Origin of the sequence: Undibacterium paludis, assembly GCF_022568815.1 — a bacterium.
Classification (GTDB): domain Bacteria; phylum Pseudomonadota; class Gammaproteobacteria; order Burkholderiales; family Burkholderiaceae_D; genus Undibacterium.
Map to the genome: position 1 here is coordinate 295,287 of NZ_JAKZHX010000002.1, position 21,537 is coordinate 316,823.

Annotated in this window: 18 protein-coding genes; 10 read left to right on the top strand and 8 right to left on the bottom strand. The window is 50.5% G+C overall.

The window, feature by feature from the left end:
• Positions 1-485 precede the first annotated feature (485 nt).
• The gene (mutS, locus tag LZ463_RS05905; RefSeq protein WP_241454688.1) at positions 486-3,116 is read left to right on the top strand and encodes a DNA mismatch repair protein MutS; all 2,631 of its coding nucleotides are present in this window, start codon (positions 486-488) and stop codon (positions 3,114-3,116) included.
• A gap of 66 nt (positions 3,117-3,182) precedes the next feature.
• Here the strand turns inward: mutS and LZ463_RS05910 are convergent, their stop codons facing one another.
• Positions 3,183-3,734 (bottom strand): FKBP-type peptidyl-prolyl cis-trans isomerase, encoded by a 552-nt coding sequence (locus tag LZ463_RS05910; protein WP_241454689.1) that lies wholly within the window; start codon positions 3,732-3,734, stop codon positions 3,183-3,185.
• Between the two features lie 78 nt (positions 3,735-3,812).
• Between LZ463_RS05910 and LZ463_RS05915 the strand changes: the two genes are divergently transcribed.
• Positions 3,813-4,946 (top strand): cupin domain-containing protein, encoded by a 1,134-nt coding sequence (locus LZ463_RS05915; RefSeq protein WP_241454690.1) that lies wholly within the window; start codon positions 3,813-3,815, stop codon positions 4,944-4,946.
• Positions 4,947-5,253: 307 nt separating this feature from the next.
• Here the strand turns inward: LZ463_RS05915 and LZ463_RS05920 are convergent, their stop codons facing one another.
• The 3 genes from LZ463_RS05920 to LZ463_RS05930 form a co-directional block, all read right to left on the bottom strand.
• Positions 5,254-5,523, bottom strand: coding sequence for a hypothetical protein (locus LZ463_RS05920; protein ID WP_241454691.1), 270 nt, complete (start codon positions 5,521-5,523; stop codon positions 5,254-5,256).
• Between the two features lie 179 nt (positions 5,524-5,702).
• Positions 5,703-6,050 carry a c-type cytochrome gene (locus tag LZ463_RS05925; RefSeq protein WP_241454692.1) on the bottom strand — a complete coding sequence of 116 codons (348 nt, stop codon included), beginning with the start codon at positions 6,048-6,050 and terminating at the stop codon, positions 5,703-5,705.
• Positions 6,051-6,065: 15 nt separating this feature from the next.
• The gene (locus LZ463_RS05930; RefSeq protein ID WP_241454693.1) at positions 6,066-6,389 is read right to left on the bottom strand and encodes a c-type cytochrome; all 324 of its coding nucleotides are present in this window, start codon (positions 6,387-6,389) and stop codon (positions 6,066-6,068) included.
• A gap of 295 nt (positions 6,390-6,684) precedes the next feature.
• Between LZ463_RS05930 and LZ463_RS05935 the strand changes: the two genes are divergently transcribed.
• On the top strand, positions 6,685-7,548 hold the full coding sequence (locus LZ463_RS05935) for an AAA family ATPase (RefSeq protein WP_241454694.1): 864 nt from the start codon (positions 6,685-6,687) through the stop codon (positions 7,546-7,548).
• 111 nt (positions 7,549-7,659) lie between these two features.
• On the opposite strand, the gene acs is transcribed toward LZ463_RS05935, so the two are convergent.
• Positions 7,660-9,654: an acetate--CoA ligase gene (gene acs / locus LZ463_RS05940; protein WP_241454695.1), complete on the bottom strand. Its 1,995-nt coding sequence runs from the start codon at positions 9,652-9,654 to the stop codon at positions 7,660-7,662.
• A 358-nt stretch (positions 9,655-10,012) separates the two neighbouring features.
• Here acs and LZ463_RS05945 point away from each other — a divergent pair, with 358 nt between their 5' ends.
• From LZ463_RS05945 to LZ463_RS05975, 7 genes are all read left to right on the top strand, one after another.
• Entirely contained in the window at positions 10,013-10,612 is a 600-nt protein-coding gene (locus tag LZ463_RS05945) for a YqhA family protein (RefSeq protein ID WP_241454696.1), read from the top strand.
• A 152-nt stretch (positions 10,613-10,764) separates the two neighbouring features.
• Positions 10,765-12,288 (top strand): fumarate hydratase, encoded by a 1,524-nt coding sequence (locus LZ463_RS05950; RefSeq protein ID WP_241454697.1) that lies wholly within the window; start codon positions 10,765-10,767, stop codon positions 12,286-12,288.
• Between the two features lie 28 nt (positions 12,289-12,316).
• A complete protein-coding gene (gene murI / locus LZ463_RS05955) occupies positions 12,317-13,162 on the top strand; it encodes a glutamate racemase (protein WP_277623951.1) in 846 nt (281 codons plus the stop codon).
• 83 nt (positions 13,163-13,245) lie between these two features.
• Positions 13,246-13,905 (top strand): MarR family winged helix-turn-helix transcriptional regulator, encoded by a 660-nt coding sequence (locus LZ463_RS05960; protein WP_241454699.1) that lies wholly within the window; start codon positions 13,246-13,248, stop codon positions 13,903-13,905.
• Positions 13,906-14,032: 127 nt separating this feature from the next.
• Complete coding sequence (locus LZ463_RS05965) at positions 14,033-14,785, top strand: hypothetical protein (RefSeq protein ID WP_241454700.1); 753 nt, start codon at positions 14,033-14,035, stop codon at positions 14,783-14,785.
• A gap of 35 nt (positions 14,786-14,820) precedes the next feature.
• The gene (locus LZ463_RS05970; protein WP_241454701.1) at positions 14,821-15,369 is read left to right on the top strand and encodes a carboxymuconolactone decarboxylase family protein; all 549 of its coding nucleotides are present in this window, start codon (positions 14,821-14,823) and stop codon (positions 15,367-15,369) included.
• 86 nt (positions 15,370-15,455) lie between these two features.
• Complete coding sequence (locus LZ463_RS05975) at positions 15,456-16,034, top strand: TlpA disulfide reductase family protein (protein ID WP_241454702.1); 579 nt, start codon at positions 15,456-15,458, stop codon at positions 16,032-16,034.
• Between the two features lie 63 nt (positions 16,035-16,097).
• Here the strand turns inward: LZ463_RS05975 and LZ463_RS05980 are convergent, their stop codons facing one another.
• The 3 genes from LZ463_RS05980 to LZ463_RS05990 form a co-directional block, all read right to left on the bottom strand.
• Positions 16,098-16,583, bottom strand: coding sequence for a hypothetical protein (locus tag LZ463_RS05980; RefSeq protein ID WP_241454703.1), 486 nt, complete (start codon positions 16,581-16,583; stop codon positions 16,098-16,100).
• Positions 16,584-16,651: 68 nt separating this feature from the next.
• A complete protein-coding gene (locus LZ463_RS05985) occupies positions 16,652-17,845 on the bottom strand; it encodes an amino acid aminotransferase (RefSeq protein ID WP_241454704.1) in 1,194 nt (397 codons plus the stop codon).
• Positions 17,846-18,114: 269 nt separating this feature from the next.
• Entirely contained in the window at positions 18,115-21,387 is a 3,273-nt protein-coding gene (locus tag LZ463_RS05990; RefSeq protein WP_241454705.1) for an amidohydrolase family protein, read from the bottom strand.
• Positions 21,388-21,537: the final 150 nt, after the last annotated feature.

A 21,537-nucleotide genomic window follows, 5' to 3' on the forward strand; every position in this document is an offset into this window, starting at 1 on the left:
ATGATCATCATTGATTCAAAAAAAAGAAACTTATTAAAAATGGCTTGTTCAAGCTGAGCATCTTCGCCATGAATACATCATATGACCGCAGGCGATATCAACATATAGGACGGAGGGTTACGTGCTTGTAGGACTAGACGAAATTGGTAGCGCACCGCGTTTTGGAGTGAAGATTTAGAATAATCAATCAGAATCCACTAATCATTGCAGTCCATCTTGTAGAAAACAACGCAGATAATTAGTTATTCAACAATATTGGCCTGGATTTTTTTCAACCGTCCCAGCCATTCCTGTCCTTCCCTACAAATACCTGTCCTAACCGTAGACCACGGCAATCGTCTATGATAAGGTGCGCAACGAATTTGAGATGCCATTGAGCGAATCTCTGGCACTAAGGCACCAATACTTCCTGGCAGTTACAGCTGAACTTCCTGCCTTGTCCTGCCACACCCAAGAAAATCAGATAAATAATTAGTTCGAGATTTATGAGCACGAAAGACACGCAACACACCCCGATGATGCAGCAATATCTTCGTATCAAGGCGGATTACCCCGATACGCTGGTGTTCTATCGTATGGGCGACTTCTACGAACTATTTTTTGGCGATGCTGAAAAAGTTTCGCGTTTACTGGGTATCACCCTTACCCATCGTGGCAGTTCTGCCGGTGAACCCATCAAGATGGCTGGGGTGCCTTTCCATTCACTGGAGCCCTACCTGGCCAAGCTGGTCAAGATCGGTGAATCTGCGGCGATTTGTGAGCAAATTGGCGACCCCGCCACCAGCAAGGGTCCGGTAGAACGCAAAGTCATGCGTGTGATTACACCTGGCACCCTGACCGACACCGACCTTTTACCTGAAAAATCGGAACGTCCTTTGCTGGCTCTATGCATGCTGCAGCAGAGAAAAACCGTCAGCATAGGCCTGGCCTGGTTGTCACTGGCTAGTGGCGCACTGAAGCTGATGGAAGTGTCAACAGATGAAAAATCCCTGCCGATCCGTTTGCAGCAAGAGCTGGAACGTATCAGCCCGGCAGAAGTATTGCTGTCCGCCGGCACTCTCTTGCTCGATGAGCACTATAGTCAGTTGCCTGGTAAATTTTCTGAGCTGCCTGACTGGCATTTCGATGTCAAACAGGGACAAAAGGCTTTGCAGGATCAGTTGGGTACAGCCTCACTGACAGGCTTTGGTGTAGAAAATCTGAACGCAGCACTTGGCGCCGCCGGTGCTCTGTTACGTTATGCCGAGAGCACACAGGGCCGCGGCCTGAAACACGTCAATACACTGAATGTCGAAAGCGAACACGAGTTCATTGGCCTGGACACTGCTACGCGTCGCAACCTGGAATTGACCGAGACACTGCGCGGGCAGGAATCCCCCACCCTGTTTTCACTGCTCGATCATTGCCGTACTGCCATGGGATCACGCTTGTTGCGTCACTGGCTGCATCATGCGCGACGCGATCAGAGCGTAGCCAAAGCACGTCATGACGCCATCAGAGCCTTGATACGGGCAGATTCCACCGATGGTCTGGCGACGACGCTGAAGTCCATACCAGACATAGAGCGCATCACCACCCGCATCGCCCTGCAATCGGCGCGTCCGCGTGATCTGTCCGGTTTGCGCGATGGAATGCAGCATTTGCCAGGCTTGCGCAATTATGTCAGTCTTTGCATTGCCGATAATCAGACCAGCCTGCTGACCAGGATATTGTCTGATCTGGATACCCCGGCAGAATGCCTGGATTTGCTGGAGCGTGGCCTGATGCTGCAGCCTGCAACCATGGTACGTGACGGTGGCGTGATCGCCACAGGCTTTGATGCAGAGCTTGATGAGCTACGTGCGCTGTCTGAAAATGCCGGGCAATTTCTGATCGAACTCGAAGCTTCCGAGCGTGAGCGCACCGGCATTGCCAATCTGCGCGTTGAATACAACCGTGTTCATGGCTTCTATATTGAAGTCACCAACGGACAAAGCGATAAGGTGCCGGATAATTATCGTCGCCGTCAGACTTTAAAAAATGCCGAACGTTATATCACGCCAGAACTGAAGGCTTTTGAAGACAAGGCTTTGTCAGCACAGGAACGCGCCCTGGTGCGTGAGAAGATGCTGTACGAAAAATTGCTGCAAGACCTGTTGCCACAAGTGCCCCTGCTGCAAAGAGTTGCGAATGCGATCGCTCAACTTGACACCCTGGTCAGCCTGGCAGAACATGCAACGAAAAATAACTGGTGTGCACCGCAATTGGTCAGTGAGCCCGTCCTGCATATCGCACAGGGCCGCCACCCGGTGGTAGAAAACCAGATTGAACGTTTCATTGCCAATGATTGTGATTTTTCTGCCGAGCGCAAGCTCTTGCTGATCACCGGTCCCAATATGGGCGGTAAATCGACCTTCATGCGTCAGGTTGCCCTGATCACTTTGCTTGCCTACATTGGCAGCTATGTGCCGGCCAGCGAAGTGACGATAGGTCCGATAGATCGCATCTTTACCCGCATAGGTGCAGCCGATGACCTGGCTGGCGGCCGCTCCACCTTTATGGTGGAGATGACTGAATCAGCCGCCATCTTGAATGGTGCGACCGAACACTCCCTGGTCTTGATGGATGAAGTCGGTCGCGGTACGTCGACCTTTGATGGACTGGCATTAGCCTGGGCAATCGCCAAGCATTTGATACAGGTATCGAAGAGCTACACCCTGTTTGCTACCCATTATTTTGAGCTGACGCAATTACCGGATGTACATCCCTCAGCTGAAAACGTACATTTGTCGGCGGTTGAACATAAAGAAAACATTGTTTTCCTGCATGCAGTACAAGCTGGCCCGGCATCACAAAGCTATGGCTTGCAGGTTGCCCAACTGGCCGGCATACCACAGGCTGTGATCAAGTCGGCCCGCAAGCATCTGGCAGACCTGGAGGCGCAGTCACTGCAATCCACACCACAGTTTGACCTGTTTTCATCCGCAGCGGTTGCGGCAGAGCCAGAAATCGCTGAACCTGAGCCGGTCAATACCGAACTCATGGACACACTCGACAGCATGGACCCGGATAGCATGACACCCAGGGAAGCACTGGCTGCCTTGTATGAACTCAAGGGATTAATCAACAAGGCCTGACTTCATCACGCATTTGATGTTGTCAGCAAAAAGCCCGCAATATGCGGGCTTTTTGTCATTGCCATCCTAATGCAAGGGATGACTACGATATTCATCACCCATGCCGTCGTCATCTTCATCATCGTCATGATGATGCCCATGGGCGCCATGTACATGGCCGTGGGCAATTTCTTCTTCTGATGCGGCACGCACGTCTTCGACCGTCAGGCTAAAGCGCAAGGCTATGCCAGCCAGTGGATGATTCCCGTCCAGCACGACCTTGTCGTCCGCGATATCTGTCACGGTAAAAATATGTGCATCGCCATCTTCAGTCTCATCCGACTCTTCAGGCATGCCCTCAAACTGCATGCCGACTTCCAGTGGTGAAGGGAAACGTTCGCGTGGTTCTACCTTGACCAGCTCGGCATCATAGTCCCCGAAAGCATCTTCTGGATTCAGTTGAATGATCGTGCTATAGCCTTTTTCCTTGCCTTCCAGGGCTTCTTCAATTTTTGGAAACACATTGTCATACCCGCCATGCAGGTAAACCATAGGCTCCTGACCTTCTTCTATCAGATTGTCCTGCGCATCTTTCAAAGTGTAGTGCGCCGTAACAACTGAATTTTTGCCTATCTTCATAGCAATTCCTTAAAAATTTGTTTGCGCAATGATTATACCCGCCTAGTCGAGTCCTCATGCTCAGCCTATAATGCGGGCATGAAAAAAAATACCCTCCCCCTGCCCCTTCTGGGTGGCATTACCGTAGACCAGTTCCTCAAAGAGTACTGGCATAAAAAACCCTTGCTGATACGTCAGGCCGTCCCCGGCTTTCAGCCCTTGATACCCAAAGCCGAACTATTCGCCATGGCTGCTCGCGACGATGTGGAATCACGTTTGATCAGCTTTATCAACCAGCACTGGGAAATGAAGGCCGGACCACAAGAGAAGCTCCCTCTGAAAGAAAAAAAAGACTGGACCCTGCTGGTACAAGGCGTCAATCTGCATGACGATCAGGCAGATACGCTGCTCAGACAATTCCGCTTTATCCCTGATAGCCGACTTGATGATCTGATGATCAGTTTTGCCACCGACGGCGGCGGCGTTGGCCCACATTTCGACTCCTATGATGTTTTTTTGCTACAGGCACATGGCCAGCGTAAATGGCGCATAGGTGCTCAAAAAGACCTGACATTGATTGAAGGCATGCCCTTGAAGATATTGCGCAACTTCAAGGCTGAGCAGGAATTCATTCTGGAACCCGGTGACATGCTCTACCTGCCACCCAAATATGCGCATGACGGCATTGCCATTGGTGAGTGCATGACTTACTCCATAGGCTTCCGCGCCCCGTCCTTCCAGGAATTGGGGGAGTCCTTCCTGCATTTTATGTCTGACTCCATCGATTTGCCAGGCCGTTATGCTGATCCGGATCTTACAGCCAGCTCCAGGCCAGCAGAAATCAGCAATGACATGCTGGAACAAGTAGGTGCAGAAATTGCCAAAATCCAGTTCACCGATGACGATGTACTGATTTTCCTTGGTGAACACCTGACCGAACCCAAGCCGAGTGTATTTTTCAATGGGCCTGAAAAACCATTGACACCCAAGCGTTTCGAGCAAACCGCAAGAAAAAATGGTATCAAATTATCACGCAAATCTCAGATGCTGTACAAAGGCAAGCATATTTTCATCAATGGCGAGTCGTTTGCCGTGGGTAAAGAAGACAAGATTTGCCTGAACAAATTAGCCAATGACAGGCAGTTGGACGGCAGTGATCTGGCGGCTGTTTCTGCCGATGCAATGGAGGCATTTTGCCTTTGGTATGAGGATGGCTGGCTGGAGATACGTTAATTTGTGTTGCATTGCGACATTTCAAGAAAAATTTGAAAATTTTTTTTCTTTCAATTCTGAGGCCATTTTCACTTAAAACCTGAAAAGTACTACTAAAAATACATTCTTTCAGGCAAATAATGACTGATTTGAGTGCAAAAATGCATCTATGCCTATTCCAATATTGGAAAAATCATTATAATTCCGGGTTAGGAAACTTTCGTAGGGGCCGAATGTCGTTTTGGCGAGAAGCTCGCGAATTAACCTATAGAGCGATAATTACCGGTAATTATTCATCGCAACGTTTTGATCTTCTTTTTTGATCTATTTATTGAAAGTACAAACATGAAAAAATCACTCTTGCTCGTTTCCCTGTTGGCATTGACTCTGGCTGCTTGCGGCGAGAAAAAAGCTCCTGAAGCATCCGCTCCAGCAGCTTCCGCATCTGCTCCAGCTCCAGCTCCTGCACCAGCATCTGCTCCAGCAGAAGCCCCAGCAGCCGCTCCAGCTCCAGTAGCAGCATCTGACGCAGCAGCAGCATCTGGCGCAGCTCCTGCAGCATCTGCAGCAGCTTCCGCTCCAGCAGCAGCTTCCGCATCTGCTTCCAAGTAATTTTTAATTACTTAAGAAAAACCGACCTATTGGTCGGTTTTTTTTCGCCCTGATTGCCCCCTAAGCTGGCGAGCTGTTTATGCCACGCTCACACCACAAACAAAAGGTGTAAAAAAAGCCACGACAATTCGTGGCTTTTTTATTTTTTTATATTCAAACAAAAGCTTATTTTTTCAATACCAGCTCACTTGGCAAACTATGCAGGTAGGCAGCGATATTTTGAATATCCTTGTTTGACAAGGCTTTGGCTTGCGCAGCCATGGTTGGATTGGCGCGACCATTTGCCGCATCACCGCCACGCTGATAAGCACGCAAAGCCTGAGCAAGGTAATCAGCATGCTGGCCAGCCAGTTTTGGATAGGCTGGATCTATCGGCTTGGAATAGTTTTCGCCATGGCAAGATGCGCAATTGAATTTTTTTGTTGCTTCTTTACCAGCTTCAATGTCGCCACCGGCATATGCTGCGAAAGACAGTCCAGATAACAAGCTTGCGATCAAAAGGGATTTTTTCATACTTTGCTCCTGTTCTTATTTTTGTTGAGAATAATAGGCAGCCAGGTCAGCGATATCCTGTTCAGTCAGACTACCAGCAATACCACGCATGGACGGGTGCTTGCGATCACCTTTTTGATAGGCTTTCAAGGCATTCTCAATGTATTTGGCCGACTGACCACCAATCATAGGCACCTGGTACACTTCAGGGAAAGTCGCTTTGTAGCCTGGGATAGCATGGCAACCAATGCACATGGCGATTTTCTTGTCAGCGGCATCTTTGGCATTACCAACTGGATCTGCTGCAGTAGCAGCTTGAGCGAGACTCGCCAGGGCGAGGAGTGCAAACAATTTTTTCATATTAGTGATTATTAATTTAGCTGGCAGATCAATAAATACAGTGTTTTGACATAACTCAGCATTTTAGCTGATTACGCCCGGATTTGCGTAAAAAACCTGGCAAATCCACTCTGTCTCAAGGCAAAAAAGCCGCATTGATGTGTTTGCCCTGTATAAAACTTACTCACTTTACATCCGGCTTCTAACAAAAAAAGAACAGCCGTTCACATGCCCCGTATTTCTGGCTTATACTCACCGACTGATACGACTGAGTCACTACAGTCTGCAAAGACCAACCCATTGCCAGTAAATACCTATGACGCAAACTCCCAACACTCTACGTTTTGAAGGCGCTGACAACTATGTCGCCACTGATGACCTGAAACTCGCCGTGAATGCAGCACTGAGCCTGCAACGTCCTCTGCTGATCAAGGGTGAACCTGGTACCGGCAAAACCATGCTGGCCGAAGAAGTCGCCGCAGCACTGAATATGCCGCTGATGCAATGGCATATCAAGTCGACGACCAAGGCCCAGCAAGGGCTGTATGAGTATGATGCCGTGTCACGTCTTCGTGATTCGCAACTGGGTGACGAGCGGGTCAAGGATATCCATAACTACATCGTCAAGGGCGTGCTCTGGCAGGCGTTTACAGCTGACGAACCGGTGGTCTTGCTCATTGATGAAATCGACAAGGCCGACATAGAATTCCCCAATGACTTATTGCGCGAACTCGACCGCATGGAGTTTTATGTTTATGAAACCCGCGAAATGGTACGCGCAAAACATCGGCCGCTCGTTATCATCACTTCAAACAACGAAAAGGAATTACCTGACGCCTTTTTGCGTCGCTGCTTCTTCCATTACATTAAGTTTCCAGACAAAGAAACGATGCAAAAAATCGTTGATGTCCATTTCCCAAAACTGAAATCCGATTTGCTGGCCCAGGCACTGCAGACCTTTTATGAGATTCGTGATGTGGCCGGACTGAAGAAAAAACCTTCAACCTCTGAGTTCATAGACTGGCTCAAGCTGTTGCTGGCCGAAGACATTCCGGCAGAAGCCATGCGCAGTAAGGACAATAAGGCTATCGTGCCGCCCTTGCATGGAGCTTTACTGAAAAATGAGCAGGACGTCCACCTGTTTGAACGCCTGGTATTCATGTCACGCACCAACCGCTGAAAAACCGTGCAATAGAAAATGGCGCTGCATTTTGCAGCGCCATTTTTATTGATAACGGCTGATGCGAGCCAATTTGGCAATCGGCTACTTACCTCTGTTGATTACTTCCTTTTATTGTGCCTGCTTTAGTTGTTCCAGGATTGCCGGATTTTCCAGTGTTGAAATATCCTGGGTAATTTCTTCCCCTTTTGCCAGAACACGCAGCAGGCGGCGCATGATTTTGCCTGAACGTGTTTTGGGCAGGTTGTCGCCAAAGCGGATTTCTTTAGGTTTGGCAATAGGGCCAATTTCTTTTGCCACCCAGTTGCGCAATTCCGTCGCGATCTGCTTGGCCTCATCACCGGTTGGACGTGTACGCTTCAGGACAACGAAGGCACAGATGGCTTCACCCGTAGTTTCATCGGGCTTGCCGACCACAGCTGCCTCAGCCACCAATGGATTGGCGACCAGTGCCGATTCAATTTCCATGGTACCCATACGATGGCCGGACACATTGAGCACGTCATCAATACGGCCCGTGATGGTGAAGTAGCCAGTATCTTTATTGCGTATCGCGCCATCCCCTGCCAGATAGACCTTGCCACCAAACTCTTCAGGAAAATAACTCTTCTTGAAACGCTCAGGATCACCCCAGATGGTACGTATCATAGAGGGCCATGGCCGTTTGACGACCAGGATACCGCCCTGCCCGTTAGGCAAATCGTGGCCGGTTTCATCCACAATCGCCGACATGATGCCTGGCAAAGGCAAGGTGCATGAACCAGGCACCAAAGGCGTTGCACCAGGCAATGGCGTCATCATGTGACCGCCGGTTTCTGTCTGCCAGAAGGTGTCAACTATCGGGCAGTTGGTGCGTCCGATGTTATTGTAGTACCACATCCAGGCTTCAGGATTGATGGGCTCGCCAACAGAGCCAAGCAAACGCAGCGATGAAAGATCATATTTGTTCGGGTGAATATTGGCGTCGCCATCAGCTGCCTTGATCAGGGAACGTATCGCTGTCGGCGCTGTGTAAAAGATGGTCGCCTTGTGTTTTTCTATCATGCTCCAGAAGCGACCAGCATTCGGGAAAGTCGGTATGCCTTCAAACACAATCTCGGTTGCACCAACTGCCAGCGGACCGTAAGTGATATAAGTATGACCGGTGACCCAGCCTATGTCAGCGGTACACCAGAACACATCGCTGGGTTTGATGTCAAACGTCCACTTCATGGTCAGGATGGCCCACAACAAGTAGCCGCCGGATGAATGCTGCACGCCCTTGGGCTTGCCGGTCGAACCTGACGTATAGAGGATAAACAGCGGGTGTTCGGCGCTGACCCACTCTGGCTCACATACGGCAGACTGCGCCGCGACCAGCTCATGCATCCACAAATCACGGCCAGCGGCGACATTGACATTGCCACCCGTGCGTTTATAGACGACAACATTTTTCACCTTTTCGCAATCGCCAAGGCCCAGCGCCTCATCAACGATGGCCTTGAGAGGCAGATGTTTGCCACCGCGCACCTGCTCGTCGGCAGTGATAACGGCAACGGCACCGACGTCAACGATACGTTCTTGCAGTGACTTGGCAGAAAAACCACCAAATACGACCGAATGCGTTGCGCCTATGCGTGCGCAAGCCTGCATGGCGACCACACCCTCTACCGACATGGGCATGTAAATGACAACACGATCCCCCTTGGTAATGCCCAGAGATTTCAAGCCATTGGCGAATTTGCAAACTTTTTCGTGCAACTCTTTATAGGTCACCTTGGTGACATCGCCCCCGTCCGATTCAAAGACCACTGCGACTTTATCAGCATTGCCGTTTTGCAGATTGACGTCCAGACAGTTGTAGGACACATTGAGCAAACCGTCTTCAAACCATTTGTACAAGGGAGCAGACGATTCATCCAGTATCTTGCTGAAATCTTTATGCCAATGCAGGTTTTCACGCGCCAGCCTGGCCCAGAAGCCTTCGTAATCCTGTTCTGCCTCCTTGCACAGGGCCTGATAAGCTTCCATGCTGGGGATGGCTGCGTTGGCGGCAAAAGCTGCCGACGGGTTAAAAATACGCGATTCGGTTTTGGTTTCGGCTTGCGCGGCATTGAGGTCAGACATGTGTATCTCCAACTTGTTATCGTTTGATTGAAATCTTTGGTAAGGCTTTAATGGCATTGAAGCCATGTTTTAAACAAAGCGAAAATGATTGTGCCCGAACAAATAGCTGTTTTTGCACCAATCTTCATACATTTTCCGGTGGAAAAATCAGACCACGAGAAAATTTTACAAGCAAACCTTAATCTTGGAGGCTTACTTAAGCCTTACGGTTGCCATTATGGAAAATGATACCACAAAGATACCATTACATCTCCACTATGCACCAAGCAAACAGGCGCGGGTACACGATTTGGCCTTGCACATGTAAAATGTCGCTTTGCGTTTCAACACAGCTATTGTTTGCCCCAAGATTGCGACCATGTCAAAACCAGAATCTTCATCAAAACTGTCTCCACTTGCCAATCTCATTTTTTTCAGCCGCTGGTTGCAACTACCACTTTATCTCGGTTTGATACTTGCGCAATGCGTTTATGTATTTCATTTCTGGGTTGAACTGACAGATCTGATCGGCGCTGCCATGGGCAATGAATCAGCACTGAAGCATATCCTGGATGCGGTCTCCACCAGCGGCAGCAGACCCAGCAAGCTGACAGAAACCACCATCATGCTGGTCGTGCTTGGCCTGATCGACGTTGTCATGATATCCAACCTGTTGATCATGGTCATTATTGGCGGTTATGAGACTTTTGTGTCCCGTCTTGGCCTTGATGGGCATCCAGACCAGCCAGAATGGCTGTCCCACGTCAACGCATCTGTATTGAAAGTCAAACTGGCAATGGCGATTATCGGCATCTCGTCGATTCATCTGTTGAAAACCTTTATCAATGCCGGCAACTATGGAGGCGACGTGATACTTGCCCAGACTGGCATTCATCTGGTGTTTTTGTTATCCGCCCTGGCTATTGCACATTGTGACCGCATCATGACTGACACCGCGCAAGCTGCCGGTAAGCATTGACAGCTACACTTTAAGCTTTGCATGACAACCTCCGATATTGCCATGCAGCGCATGCAGGTCTGATCACTTAATTTCTGTAATTTGTATTTCAGATAAATTTTAAGCATTTTCAAGCAATACCCCGTTTTTTTCACTTAGCCCAGAGCCAAATCATGACAGTCATCAAGCAAGACGATCTGATCGAATCCGTAGCCGCCGCGCTGCAATACATCAGCTTCTATCACCCGGCCGACTATATCGCCCATCTGGCACGCGCCTACGAGGCCGAGCAAAGCCCGGCTGCCAAAGATGCGATTGCACAAATCCTGACCAATTCACGCATGTGTGCCGAAGGCCGTCGCCCTATCTGCCAGGACACCGGCATTGTCAACGTCTTCCTGACCATAGGCATGGGTGTGCGTTTTGAAGGTTTTAGCGGCTCCATCATTGATGCCGTCAATGAAGGTGTTCGCCGTGGCTATAACAATCCGGACAACAAACTGCGTGCCTCCATTGTTGCCGACCCGCATTTCGAGCGTAAAAATACCAAGGACAACACACCAGCCGTGGTGCATATGGAACTGGTGCCAGGCAATACGGTTGATGTAAAGATTGCAGCCAAAGGCGGCGGTTCCGAGAACAAGACCAAGTTTGTCATGCTTAACCCATCCGATTCGCTGGTTGACTGGGTCATGAAGACCGTGCCCACCATGGGTGCCGGCTGGTGCCCGCCAGGCATGTTGGGCATAGGTATAGGCGGTACGGCAGAAAAAGCCATGTTGATGGCAAAAGAGTCCTTGATGGAGGACATCGACATGTATGAACTGAAGCAGCGCGGCCCGCAAAACAAGACTGAAGAACTGCGTATAGAACTGTGCGACAAGATCAATGCACTTGGCATCGGCGCACAAGGCCTGGGTGGGTTGACAACCGTGCTTGACGTCAAGATCAATATGTACCCTACACATGCCGCCTCCAAACCAGTTGCCATGATCCCCAATTGTGCAGCAACCCGCCACGCTCATTTCGTTCTTGATGGGTCAGGCCCCAGCTATATTGAGCCACCAAAACTGTCTGACTGGCCAGATGTACAGTGGACTGCTGATACTGAGAAATCAAAACGCGTCGACCTCAACACCCTGACCAAAGAAGAAGTCGCCTCCTGGACGCCAGGCCAGACCTTGCTGCTCAATGGCAAAATGCTGACAGGTCGCGATGCAGCCCACAAACGTATCCAGGACATGCTGGCCAAAGGCGAACAATTGCCTGTCGACTTCACCAATCGCGTTATCTATTATGTTGGCCCGGTTGACCCGGTACGCGACGAAGCCGTTGGCCCTGCTGGCCCGACCACAGCCACTCGCATGGACAAGTTCACAGACATGATGCTGGAAAAAACCGGATTGATTTCCATGATAGGCAAGGCTGAGCGTGGTCCAGTAGCGATTGAATCAATCAAGAAACATCAGTCAGCTTATCTGATGGCTGTTGGTGGTGCGGCTTACCTGGTATCGAAGGCAATCAAGTCCGCAACGGTCGTCGGCTTTGCCGACCTGGGCATGGAAGCAATCTATGAATTTGACGTGGTTGACATGCCTGTGACAGTTGCCGTCGATTCAAACGGCACGTCTGTTCACAATACCGGCCCCAAAGAATGGCAGGCGAAGATAGGCATCATCCCTGTCAGCGCATCCTGATTGAATAAACAGATACTCCTACATCCATATGACACCTGATCGTTCAGCTCCTGTAGGGGTATTTGATTCAGGCATCGGCGGCCTCTCCGTGCTACAGCATATACGCCAGATACTGCCACATGAATCGCTGTTATACGTGGCCGATGCCGGCTACACGCCGTATGGTGACAAACCGGCATCACTGATACTGGAACGCAGTATAGCCGTCACCGAATTGCTGCTCAGTCAGGGCATTAAGGCATTGGTGGTCGCCTGCAATACCGCAACTGCCTCTGCCATCAAGCATTTGCGTGAACGTTACCCGGAGCTGATCATTATTGGCATGGAACCTGGATTAAAACCGGCAACACAAATCAGCAAGACGGGAAAAGTCGGCGTGCTGGCAACCCGCTCAACGTTGCAAAGTGAAAAATACTTACAACTCAGTACACAGCTAAGCGCAGAAACCGGTATTCAGTTTATTCCCCAAGCCTGCGTAGGGCTGGTAGATCAGATAGAAAAACTGGACCCGTCATCGGCAATACACATCCGCCAGTTACTGGATGAATACATTCCTCCCCTGCTTGAGACCAATGTTGACACCCTGGTACTGGGATGTACACACTACCCCTTTGTCGCAGATTTCATCACCGAAATTACAGAAAAACATAAAGGCAACCTTCCGGCCATACAATTGATCGATACAGGTCGCGCCGTGGCCTTGCATTTAAAAGGTCTGCTAATGAAGCACGCGTTGGCCAGCGAGATGAAGACAGCGCCGCCGTTGATCGCCTATTCAAGCGGCTCAGTTAAAAGACTGCAGGATGCTTGCAGGCATTATTTGAATTTGACAGACGATCAGTTCACAATTGCAAGCACAACCGGCCTGGTTTGAGTCAAATCCAAATTCCAGCATTTGCTACAAATATTTAATTAGGAGTCCTTTACATTATTGGATTTCTGATTAATAATGATTGCATGAAAAAACCTCATACCGATCCGTGGACAGAAACACCGGCAACCAGCGAACGTATACTTGATGCGATTGCCAGGATAGCCGCGGTGTTGCGATCAGGTACGTGGCAATTCGCTACAGCTGAAGGCTTGAATCCCACCCAGATCGACATTCTTGAGATGTTGCGCACCCACAAGGCAGGGGTACGTTTGTCATGGATAGCAGAACAACTTGGGGTCAGCACAGCCAGCGCCAGCGATTCGGTCAGTTCACTGGTACAAAAAGGTTTGCTTGAAAAGACCAGGGCCGTTGATGATGGTCGCGCCATTGCGCTGCGTCTGACAGATCAGGGTCTGGCAACGGCAGGCAAGATTACCGGGGCAACCGGCTTTGCCAGCGCGGCAATTGCACAGATGTCGCCAGAAGCACAAGAGACCATCTTTACCAGCCTGCTCAATCTGATCGGTAAATTACAGCAGTCAGACCAGTTTCCGGAGATTCGTGCCTGCGTCACTTGCGCGCATTTCCGCGCCAATCATCATGCAGATGTCATTGCTCCGCATCACTGCGCTCTGGTCAACGCACCTTTGAGAAAAGAGCAGTTACGCCTTGATTGTCCCGAACACCAGCAAGCTATTGGCAGTGCAGTACGCAATAACTGGAAAAAAATTGAAATGCGATAATTTGCACTTTTTTTTTAACTATTTTAATTAGGATTCCTAATTATATTAAGCTCTAGCAGATGTCCTGGCTTTGGCATCTGCTAATAGGTCAATGTCAACAAAGCCGAACATTTAAAAAAGGAAGATCATGAAACGCAAGATACAGCACCTGGCCTTTAGTCTGTCCCTCGCCTGTCTGGCGCAAACCGTCCACGCACATGACCACACGCATACAGGTGGCATCCAGAGTCAGGCAAATAAGAAAATCATGGCCGATTTCGATATTTTCCATACCAAGATCACGACGGAGGAGAATATAGCGATATTTCACGTCGCCGTATCAGGCAAGGCAGGGAAAACCAAGCCATCCAAGTCAGGCAAACTCGCTGGCAGCTCCGTTTTTTCTTACGTTTGGCCGACCACACTTGATCCCTCTGTCGTTGGTTTTGAAGCCAAGAGTGGCATTCTTGCCTTTGCAGTCACTTCGCATCCGGATTTTGATGACACACCCTTGTTTGATGAAAATGGTGACGGCGATCCCAATAACGATGGTGACGTCTGGCACTCTCATTGGGTAGTCCTGCAACCGGACCAGGCTTGTGGCAAAGACGCTTTGAAGGTGGTCGATATTCCTGAAGGCAGCAAACCACGCCTGCCCAAAACCTGGCCTGGTTTGCCCATTCTGATCGACAGCCCCGGCTGGAGCCCGCACTTTAAAGGCAACACCCTGGAAGTACGTGTGCCCTTTGATGATATCGACACCATCAAAACAGCCGGCTTTGACGGTGTCACAGCCGTATTGCGTGTCAATGCCAGCATGCATGCCCCACTACTTTGCGTAGCAAATGTGTACAAAGTCGCTTCAGGCAATCTTAGCCTGCCAGGCAAATTCAATCAATAAACTACCCGCAGTCCATTTTAAAAGAAAGGAAACATATGTCTCACGTTCAACTGATCAATCCTCAAGAAGCCAGCAATGATCGTCAAACCATCCTGAATGAAATTCATGCCGCCTTTGGCGCGACACCAAACATGTTCCGTGCAGTTGCCAATTCGACTGCTGCGCTCAAAAGCATGTGGTCTGCATTTGGCGCCCTTGGTGGAGGATGCATTCCGGCAAAACTGGGAGAACAGATTGCCGTGGCAATAGCAAACCAGAACCAATGCGAATATTGCCTGGCAGCGCACACGGTCTTGGGGCAAAAAGCCGGGGCCAGCGCTGAAGAGATGGCAGCTGCAAAAGATGGGTCATCCGCAGATTTAAAAACTGATGCGGCGCTCAAATTTGTATTGAAGGTTGTCACCCGGCGTGCCCAGGTCAGCAAGGATGATATCGATAGCCTGCGGCAGGCCGGATATGGCGATGAGCACATTGTGGAAATACTGGCTCATGTGGCACTGAACCTCTACACCAACTATATCAACGTCGCACTTGATGTTCCTGTGGACTTTCCCAAAGTCCGCTTAAGCACTGCAGCCCGTTAGTTTCGACCAGCCTGAATCAACAGGGATGCGGTGTCTGCCCCCCTGTTGATGCATGAGATAAAAGTAGCATGAAAGTGAGATAAAACATGTACCCTAACCATACTCCTGCCCCCGAGCTCATCACCTCGGAGTGGCTCAATAGCAGTACCTCTGTCAGTCTGAAATCCTTGCGCGGTAAAGTCATTTTTTTGTATTGCTTCCAAATGCTTTGCCCTGCCTGTGTCTCGCATGGATTACCTCAGGCATTGCGCGCGGCAGGCACGTTCCCCAAGCAAGATGTAGTCGTCATTGGTCTGCATACTGTCTTTGAACATCATCAGGCAATGAATAAAACCGCCTTGCAGGCTTTTCTTCACGAATATAGGGTCACCTTCCCTGTCGGCATAGACATGCCCCAGCAGGCCAGCGGCGTTCCCTTGAGCATGCAGCAACTTGGTCTGCGCGGCACACCCAGCCTGCTGCTGATAGACAGGGATGGAAAAGTACGACTACATCATTTTGGCATTATTGATGACATGAAATTGGGCCACATCATTGGTCAGCTCGTGGCAGAAAAGACCACCAACGGCACGGGCACATCCACAATTAAAGACGAACAGAATCTTGCAACCAGCAAAAGCGAAACGTCAACAACATGCAGTGATCTGTCTTGCCGATTGGATTAAAGCGGCGGCTTCTGCCCTGTCACTGGCAAAAACCGTGTCGGGCACTATGTTACGTATCCGTTTTTATGGTTTGAACGATGCTGCAATGCGTTTTGTAGCATCATCATATCTGGCCTTACCTGCTATGGCATAAGTCCAGTGAAATATGCTGCACCAGTTACCGTCGGTCAGCAGCTTGTCGTAGAAGATCTTGTTACCCACGGTACCGGAAATAACGGCAAACGATTTTCCCTTGGCGCGATAACTGACTTGCCCACCCACCTTGTTTTTTTCCTTTTCTGCTCTTGCCAGAAACGTGGATGCAGTAGTATCCCACCCCTCTATGCAGGCACGCGCATAGACGCGTAATTCGGCGTCATCATTTGCCGACAGGAATACCTGGCCATCACCATTCGCCGCCTCGCCCTGAGGTAGCAGATAATCAGGATAGTCGATAACATAGCCATAACGCTTATTGACGTAAGTCTGATATACGGTCTCAGCACTGACCGCCACGCTCAATAAGCATAACGGCAGCAGAAGAAAAAATTTGCGTATAGTCTGGTTCATTAACTGCCCATCAAAAAACAAACCCCTCGCTTCCATGACAGAAGCGAGGGGGGGACAACTTGATACTGTTAAGCCAGGACTGCCGCTATCGCGCTGGCAGTTGCCTCGACATTACCGGTATTGAGGCCGGCAACGCACATACGGCCAGAACGTACCAGATATACACCAAACTCCTCTTTCAGACGGTCACATTGCTCGGCTGTCAGTCCGGTATAGCTGAACATGCCGCGCTGTGTCAGGAAGTAGCTGAAATCGCGACCTGGCAACTTGGCACTGAGTACCTCATGCAGTTTACGACGCATCAGTTGAATACGGTCACGCATGGCGACCACTTCTGCTTCCCACATGGGGCGCAGTTCCGGGTCAGACAGGACACGTGCCACCAATTGACCACCGTGCAGGGGCGGGTTGGAGTAATTGCGACGGATGGTCGCCTTCATCTGGCCCAATACATTGACTGCCTGTGCTGCATCAGGGCAAACCACGCTCAGTGCGCCACAACGTTCACCGTACAGGCTCATGCTCTTGGAGAAGGAATTGGCAACGAAGAAGCTCAGCCCTTCATCAGCCAGCAAACGTACAGCAAAAGCATCCTCAACAATACCGTCACCATAACCCTGATAAGCCAGGTCCAGGAAGGCAATCAGCTCACGCTCTTTCAGTACTGGCACCAGTTGCTGCCATTGTGTCTGTGTCAGATCGACACCAGTCGGGTTGTGGCAGCAGGCATGCAGCAGGACGATGCTTTTCTTTTCTGCGGATTTCAAGGTTTCCAGCATGGCATCAAAACGCAAACCACCAGTCGCTGCATCATAGTAGAGATAAGTCTTGACTGTCAGTCCGCAACCCTCAAATACTGCCCTGTGATTGTCCCAGGTCGGATCGCTGACCAGCATGGTCGACTGAGGGAAGTAACGTTTGATGAAATCGCCACCCACTTTCAGGCCGCCACTTGAGCCGACCGATTGTATGGTCACGACACGACCTGCCTTGACGGCAGCATTATCAGCGCCAAACAGGAGTTCCTGCACAGCCGTGCGGAAATTTGCTGCGCCTTCCATTGGCAGGTAAGGACGGGCACCCGCTTCGGCAACCACCTTGTGCTCAGCCGCACGTACGGAAGGCAGCATGGGAATCTTGCCTGCATCATCAAAGTAAATACCAATGGACAAATTGATCTTGTTGGTGCGCGGGTCTTTACCAAAAGCCTCGTTCAGGGACAAGATAGGATCGCCAGGATAGGCTTCGACGTGCTGAAACATGATAGAACTCCAGATGGGTTGGACTTAAAATCAAAGCAGCATGGTCAGCAAATTATTTCAATCAGGAAACAAATTGCAATAAACCCATGCGTCAAACCTCTATTGTGACACATGCGGGCAAAAATTTAAGATACAGGTCTGCTAGGTGTGTAGAACAAACTGTATATAAAACCCTAAATCAACCTCAAAATTCCGTATCCCCACAACACGAGACATAAAAAATGCCGCCACTGCATGGGCAATGGCGGCATTCAGTGGCAAAACGACAATCAATGGCCGTGAGAATGGGTTTCTGCTTCCACCGGCATGCCGTTACCGCTTTTCCCCTCGAAGAAGAAAGGTTTCCGGGCTTTGACTCCTTTGCCGATTTCATTCATGCTGGCAGATTCGTAAAGCCGACCATTCAACATCACCTGACTGACACGATCTGACTGCCGTATATCTTTCAGGACATCGCCATCAACGATGATCAAATCAGCCAGCTTGCCCGCTTCCAGTGAGCCGATGTCTTTATCCAGCCCCAGGTAGCGTGCACCGTTGATGGTGGCGCTGCGCAAGGCTTCCATCGGCGTCATGCCGCCTTTGACCAGGGTCCAGAGTTCCCAGTGGGCGGCCAGTCCTTCACGTTGACCGTGTGCCCCCAGGTTGACTGGCACACCTGCACGTTGCAGTTCGGTAGCCGCCTTGGCAACCTTGATGACGTTATAGTCTTCTTCTGGCGCCAGCTCCCTGCGTACACTGCGTGGCTCCAGCACAGAACGTGGCACGTATTTTGACAACAAGGGGTGCTTCCAGACATCCATGTGGGCATACCAGTAATGTTCGCCGTCAAGCCCACCGTAAGCCACACCCAGTGTCGGTGTGTAACCTACCTGGGTCTGTGACCACAATTGTTTGACGTCGTCATAGACTTTCTCCACAGGCAAGGCATGTTCGACACCAGTATGCCCATCGACAACCATGCTCATATTTGTCTGGAACAAAGAGCCACCTTCAGGTACGACCATCATGCCAGTCTGGCGGGCCGCTTCCAGGACTTGCTGGCGTTGTTCGCGACGAGGCTGGTTGTAGCTCTTGACAGAGATGGCGCCGGCTGCCTTCAAACGCTTGAGGTGGGTCAGCGCATCATCAAGATTATTGATGACCGCGGAGAAATTGCCCTTGGCACCATAGAGTATGGTGCCGGTTGAATAAATGCGCGGACCGACTACCAGGCCGGCTTTCTGCAATTCACTTTGGGTAAATATTTCGCCGGTATCATTTGACGGATCATGAATGGTCGTCACGCCAAATGCCAGGGAAGCATAATTGACCCAGCTTTGCTGGGGGATGATACCGCCCTCACCCATTCCGCCGTGCCAGTGTACGTCGACCAGTCCTGGTAGTACAGTCTTGCCTTTGGCGTCAATCAGCGTGGCGCCAGCGGGTATGGCGACATCGCTTGCCTTGCCTACGGCCACAATGCGATTGTCCTTCACCACAATGCGACCGTCTTCGATGACTTCGTCAGATTTCATGGTGACGATCCTGGCGCCGGAAATCACGGTATATCCAGCAGGTTTGTCAGCGGCCTGACGGAAACCGATTTTCACACCCTGCTCTGCAACCTTGGGCAATTCTGCCGGCGCACCGGGCACAAAAGCAAAAGCATCTTTCAAATCGCGACTGAACAGTTCATCACCCAAAGAGAAGTATATGCGTTTGCTGTCGCCTGACCAGTGCAGGTATTGCCCTGCATTGACATCGAGTTGTTTCACCGGCAGTGCATCCATCTTCTGGCCGATGGTGACAGCCTTGCCTGCCAAAGGCAGAGGCGTCACAAAGGCATGGTAGCGCTCACCAAATGCCAACCATTCACCGTCAGGTGAAATCGCAAACTCGCCGGCAAATTCACTCTTGGCAACTGCCTGCTCAGGCTTGCCGTCCAGCGACAACCGCACAAGAGAGGTAGTCCAGTCGACTTCGCCTGTGTACTGCGTGCGGGTTACATAGACTGCCTGCCCATCTTTGCCGAATTGTGGTGCGCTCCCCTCTTCCGTCAACAACCTGGGTTCGGATCTGCCATCCACGCTCGCCAAAAACACGCCGGTATCCATGCTATACCAGGGGCTGGTGAGGTATCCCCCCTTTGCTTTCACGTAAGCCACCTGCCTGCCATCCGGTGAAAACCTTGCCTGCATATATTTGCCCGGGACCCTGGTGACGATGGTTTCCTTGCCAGTGCTGAGCTCCACCATTCTCACTGCACCGAGTTTTTCATCATTCCAGCTGCTGAATACCACAAACTTTCCGTCACGGGAAAAACTGGGGAAGAATTCAAAATGTGTATTTTGCGTTGTCAAGCGACGTGGCGTGCCGTTTGGCATATCCTTGACATAGACATGGCCCAGGGCCGAATACACCACTTTATCCCCCTGCGGTGCCACATTTACCCAGCGCAACTGGTGCACATCAAACTGGTCGGGCGCAACTTCATGTGGAAAACGCAAGGCGGACCGCACTTCACGCGTATCTTTGACGTGAAACGGAACATCAACAGCCTTTTGTGCAAAAGGGTCCAGTCTCCAGATTTTACCCTTGGCCCAGACGACGATTTCCTTGCTGCCCGGCATCCAGGTGAAAGCCGGATACACACCCTGTATGGCCCAGGCTTCCTGCATGTCCCGTTCCAATTCTGGCCAGGCAACCGTTTCTTCACCTGTCTGCAGGTTTTTCAGGAACAGGGTCGACTGGTTGCGGATTCTGCGTACAAATGCCAGATATTTGCCGTCAGGCGATGGTACGGGGCGAACTGCACCACCCGGCCCGCTGACGATGGACTTGACTTTGCCATCCTGTAAATCACGCCGGAAAATCTGGTACACCTGCCCATTGCTATCCTTATTGTATTCAAAGGATGTACCTGGAGTCGTATCCTGAGAGTAGTACACATAGCGACCATCTGGCGAAAACGCCGGTTCACCAAGGTCTTTTTGCCAGTTTGGTTTTTCATTCAATTGCACACCGGTACCACCGCTCTGGTGATACAACCAGATTTCACCTGAGCCCAGGGAACGTGTACCGGTATAGTGCTTGCGGGCAGCAATGTATTGACCATTGGGATGCCAGACCGGGTTGTTCAGCAGGCGAAAATCTTCCTTGCTGACAGCGTGGGGATTGCTGCCATCGGCATTCATGACCCAGATATTGTCGCCACCACCAGCATCTGACATATAGGCAATCTGTTTACCATCAGGGGAAAAGCGTGCCTGCATTTCCCAGGCAAGAGAATGCGTCAGCGCCTTTGCTTCACCGCCTTCAATAGGCAAGGTATACAAATCACCGAGCAGGTCGAATACGATCTGTTTGCCGTCAGGGCTGACATCCACACTCATCCAGGTACCGCTGGACGTGTCAATATTAACGATCTTGCTTTCACCTGGGGGATGGTTAACATCCCATTTCTTTTTCTCGGCATCCGGTTTTGTAACAGGTTCGGCGGCCATTGCCGGAAAGCAGAGCATGACGGCACATGCCAGCGGCACTAGTCGTGAAATAAGCATTTTATTTTTCCCTTGATTTTTATGTTATTTGCAATTTTCACTGTCACGATGAGGTGTCAAGGTTTGCAGTGAACGGTAGGATATCAGCCTCCCCGGGCTAAGACGGGTCATGACACAAAAAGTTCCGGCTACTGTACGCGTGGAACAGGC

Coding starts and splice junctions, on each gene's coding strand:
- mutS (WP_241454688.1), top strand. CDS start 486: ATGAGCACGAAAGACACGCAACACACCCCGATGATGCAGCAATATCTT.
- LZ463_RS05910 (WP_241454689.1), bottom strand. CDS start 3,734: ATGAAGATAGGCAAAAATTCAGTTGTTACGGCGCACTACACTTTGAAA.
- LZ463_RS05915 (WP_241454690.1), top strand. CDS start 3,813: ATGAAAAAAAATACCCTCCCCCTGCCCCTTCTGGGTGGCATTACCGTA.
- LZ463_RS05920 (WP_241454691.1), bottom strand. CDS start 5,523: ATGCGGAAGCTGCTGCTGGAGCGGAAGCTGCTGCAGATGCTGCAGGAG.
- LZ463_RS05925 (WP_241454692.1), bottom strand. CDS start 6,050: ATGAAAAAATCCCTTTTGATCGCAAGCTTGTTATCTGGACTGTCTTTC.
- LZ463_RS05930 (WP_241454693.1), bottom strand. CDS start 6,389: ATGAAAAAATTGTTTGCACTCCTCGCCCTGGCGAGTCTCGCTCAAGCT.
- LZ463_RS05935 (WP_241454694.1), top strand. CDS start 6,685: ATGACGCAAACTCCCAACACTCTACGTTTTGAAGGCGCTGACAACTAT.
- acs (WP_241454695.1), bottom strand. CDS start 9,654: ATGTCTGACCTCAATGCCGCGCAAGCCGAAACCAAAACCGAATCGCGT.
- LZ463_RS05945 (WP_241454696.1), top strand. CDS start 10,013: ATGTCAAAACCAGAATCTTCATCAAAACTGTCTCCACTTGCCAATCTC.
- LZ463_RS05950 (WP_241454697.1), top strand. CDS start 10,765: ATGACAGTCATCAAGCAAGACGATCTGATCGAATCCGTAGCCGCCGCG.
- murI (WP_277623951.1), top strand. CDS start 12,317: ATGACACCTGATCGTTCAGCTCCTGTAGGGGTATTTGATTCAGGCATC.
- LZ463_RS05960 (WP_241454699.1), top strand. CDS start 13,246: ATGAAAAAACCTCATACCGATCCGTGGACAGAAACACCGGCAACCAGC.
- LZ463_RS05965 (WP_241454700.1), top strand. CDS start 14,033: ATGAAACGCAAGATACAGCACCTGGCCTTTAGTCTGTCCCTCGCCTGT.
- LZ463_RS05970 (WP_241454701.1), top strand. CDS start 14,821: ATGTCTCACGTTCAACTGATCAATCCTCAAGAAGCCAGCAATGATCGT.
- LZ463_RS05975 (WP_241454702.1), top strand. CDS start 15,456: ATGTACCCTAACCATACTCCTGCCCCCGAGCTCATCACCTCGGAGTGG.
- LZ463_RS05980 (WP_241454703.1), bottom strand. CDS start 16,583: ATGAACCAGACTATACGCAAATTTTTTCTTCTGCTGCCGTTATGCTTA.
- LZ463_RS05985 (WP_241454704.1), bottom strand. CDS start 17,845: ATGTTTCAGCACGTCGAAGCCTATCCTGGCGATCCTATCTTGTCCCTG.
- LZ463_RS05990 (WP_241454705.1), bottom strand. CDS start 21,387: ATGCTTATTTCACGACTAGTGCCGCTGGCATGTGCCGTCATGCTCTGC.